The sequence below is a fragment of the Streptomyces sp. W16 genome (assembly GCF_033194735.1).
Lineage (GTDB): Bacteria > Actinomycetota > Actinomycetes > Streptomycetales > Streptomycetaceae > Streptomyces.
Window position 1 is genome coordinate 1 of record NZ_JAWOAI010000836.1, and the last position, 2826, is coordinate 2826.

Here is a 2826-nt window from a genome sequence, read left to right on the forward strand (position 1 = left end):
CACCCGGCGGGGTCGAGCCCGGCGTCGGCGACCGCCTCCCGCGCGGCGAGCACCGCCAACTGGCTGAAGCGGCCCATGCGCCAGGCCTTGCCGCCGCCGATCCGCGCCTGCTCCGGGGTCATGAGCGGGATACGGCAGGACAAGTCCACGGCGCAGCCCTTGAGTTCGGGGTCGGTGGCGGCGGTGGAACGCCCGCTCAGGACCCCCTGCCAGGTCTCCTCGCGGCCGACCCCGGCCGGGGTGATGAGCCCCAGGCCGGTGACGGAGACGGGTGCGCACGCTGCCTTCATCACGCCCGCTTGGCGTTCAGCGTGGCGACGAGCTCACCCACGGTGCTGTGCCTGGTGGCCTCTTCGTCCGCCACCGGAACCCCCAGCTCCTCCTGGAGCGCCAGGGCGAGTTCGGCCAGCGCGAGGGAGTCGAGATCGAGGCTCTCCAGGGTCGCCTCCGGCCGGATGTGCTCGGGGCTGACCTCGAACTTATCGGTGAGTACGGCGGTCACGGCGGTCTGGACGGGGGACATGGCGTTCCTTTCGAGGGGTGGGCGGGGCTCGGGAATCGACGGGTGGGCGGGTGGACGAGATCGGAATAGGGTCGTCCGACCTGTTTTATGCGCAGCGGATGCACAACCGACGCCGAGTGACGGAGAGCGGGGGAAGCGGTGGGACGCCCCGGGACAGGCGAGGTCTCAGGCCATCGGGATCGCCCGTGGGGCGGGATCGAGATCGTCGATCCGGGGCACCGCCGGCAGCTCCGGCCAGACCAGGGCCGCCGAGCCCCAGGTGAGTCCGGCACCGAAGGCGGTGATCAACACCCGTTCCCCTGGCCGGAGTTCACCCTGCGACGCGGCGTCGGCCAGAGCCAGCGGGATGGAGGCGGCGCCGGTGTTGCCGACCCGCTCGATGTTGGTGACATGCCGTTCGCCGGGTACCGGGATGCGGTCGCCGACGGCGGACAGGATGCGGGCGTTCGCCTGATGGGCGCAGAACCGGTCCACATCCCCGGCAGCCCAGTCCGCGCGCTTGAGCACGGTGTGGGCGGACTGGGTCATACGCGTGACCGCGTGCTGGAACACCTCACGTCCCCGCATGCGGAAGTAGCGGTCGTCCGGGCCGTAGTCGCCGGGGCGGGAGCGCTCCTGCGCACCGCCGCCGGGCACCTGGATCAGCTCGTCGCCCGAGCCGTCGCTGCCGAGGTCCAGCGCCAGTACGCCGCCGGGCTCGTCCCGCTCGCCGCGCCGCAGGACCACTGCTGCGGCGCCGTCACCGAACACGATTCCGGCGGAACGGTCCTGCGGGTCGAGCAGGGTCGAGTACACCTCGGCCGAGACCAGCAGGACGCGGTCGGCACACCCCGAGGTCAGGGCGCCCACGGCGGCGGCGAGGCCGTAGACGAAGCCGCTGCACGCGGCGGACACGTCCCATGCGGCGATCTCGCCGAGGCCGAGGCGGGTGGTCAGTCGGGGTGCCATGGCGGGCATCGGCCGGTCGGGGGTGGAGGTGGTGACGATCACGGCGTCCACCAGGGGGCGTCCGGCGACCACGAGCGCCCGGTCGGCCGCCGCGAGCGCGAGATCGCCGGTGGTCACACCCGGTGCCGCGCGGCGGCGCTCGCCGATGCCGGTGCGTCTGCGGACCCAGGCGTCGTCGACGTCCCAGGCGACGGGCAGGGCGTCGTTCGACACCGCGTCCGGGGGGACGAAACCGGCGATGCCCTCAAGGACGGCCGTCTGCGGCGTCTTCAAGAGCGGGGCTGCGCTGGGCAGTCGGAAGGTCACACACGCCTCGATGGGGAAGTGATCTTGGACGAGCGGCACGACTGTAGATCGGATCAAGATCGGGGAGAGGGCGTGACGCGATGCGAACACGTGAACAGTTCCGGCCGATTTTTCGCAAAACCGCAGCTCAGCGGCTGATGTGAGGAAACGTTACGGCTGTTATGTGATCCGCAGATCACCCGAAAGAGGGCGACGGGGGCGGCCGTTCGGTGCACGTGACCGCCCCGTCGTACAGGTGTCAATGTCCGGTGCCGGGGGGTGAGTTGGGGGTGCCGGTCCCGACGCGTCAGGGCGTGAGCTGCTGATGCCCTATGACGGAGAGCAGTTCGAGCTTGCCCTGGCTCTCCGTGCCGGGGCGGGCGGTCATGACCACCAGGGTCTGGGCGCGGTTCTCGGTGAACAGGACCTGGGCGTCGACGTCGATACGGCCGAGGGAGGGATGGAGGATCGTCTTGCTCTCGCCGTAGCGCTGGGCGACCTCCTGGAGTTCCCACACGCGGACGAACTCCGGGCTGAGGTCGCGGAGTTCGGCGACGATCCTCGCCGCCCGGGGGTCGCCGCCGTCGGCCGTGAGCGCGGCGCGCAGCCGGGCCGCCTGGGTACGGCTGTGCCGGGGGTGGTCCTCCTCCGGGTACACGAGCCGGTCGGTGGGGTCGGTGAACCAGCGGTAGTAGGCGCTGCGGGCCAGGCCCGTGTGCCGGGTCTGGTCGCCGAGGAGCGCGGTGGCGATCGGGTTCATCGCGAGGGTGTCGGCCATGTCGGTCAGCACGATCGCCGGGGTGTCGTCGTTCAGCCGCTCCAGGACCCGCAGCAGCGCCGGGCTGACGTGCTCGGAGCGCTGGAAGCGGACCGGGGCGTTGTGGCCGATGAGCGCGAAGAGGTGATCGCGTTCGTCCGGGGTGAGCCGCAGTGCCCGGGCGAGGGCGGTGGTGATCTGGACGGAGGGCTGCGGGGCGCGCTGCTGTTCCAGGCGGGCGTAGTAGTCGGTGGACATGCCGGCGAGCTGGGCGACCTCCTCGCGGCGCAGCCCCCGGGTGCGCCGGCGCGGG

Annotated in this window: 4 protein-coding genes; all 4 read right to left on the bottom strand. The window is 71.8% G+C overall.

Going from position 1 to position 2826, the window contains the following annotated elements:
- On the bottom strand, positions 1–290 hold a 290-nt coding region (locus R6V09_RS50180), incomplete at its 3' end, for a beta-ketoacyl synthase N-terminal-like domain-containing protein (RefSeq protein ID WP_317888094.1).
- Positions 290–523 carry an acyl carrier protein gene (locus R6V09_RS50185; protein WP_317888095.1) on the bottom strand — a complete coding sequence of 78 codons (234 nt, stop codon included), beginning with the start codon at positions 521–523 and terminating at the stop codon, positions 290–292. The genes R6V09_RS50185 and R6V09_RS50180, both read right to left, overlap by 1 nt.
- 165 nt (positions 524–688) lie before the next feature.
- Positions 689–1777, bottom strand: a complete 1089-nt coding sequence (locus R6V09_RS50190) for a beta-ketoacyl-ACP synthase 3 (protein WP_317888096.1) — start codon at positions 1775–1777, stop codon at positions 689–691.
- Positions 1778–2063: 286 nt separating this feature from the next.
- Positions 2064–2826 (bottom strand): helix-turn-helix transcriptional regulator (locus tag R6V09_RS50195; protein ID WP_317888097.1); only part of this gene is annotated, 763 nt, incomplete at its 5' end.

Excerpts from the sequence above, each read along its gene's own strand:
- R6V09_RS50185 (WP_317888095.1), bottom strand. The coding sequence starts at position 523 with ATGTCCCCCGTCCAGACCGCCGTGACCGCCGTACTCACCGATAAGTTC.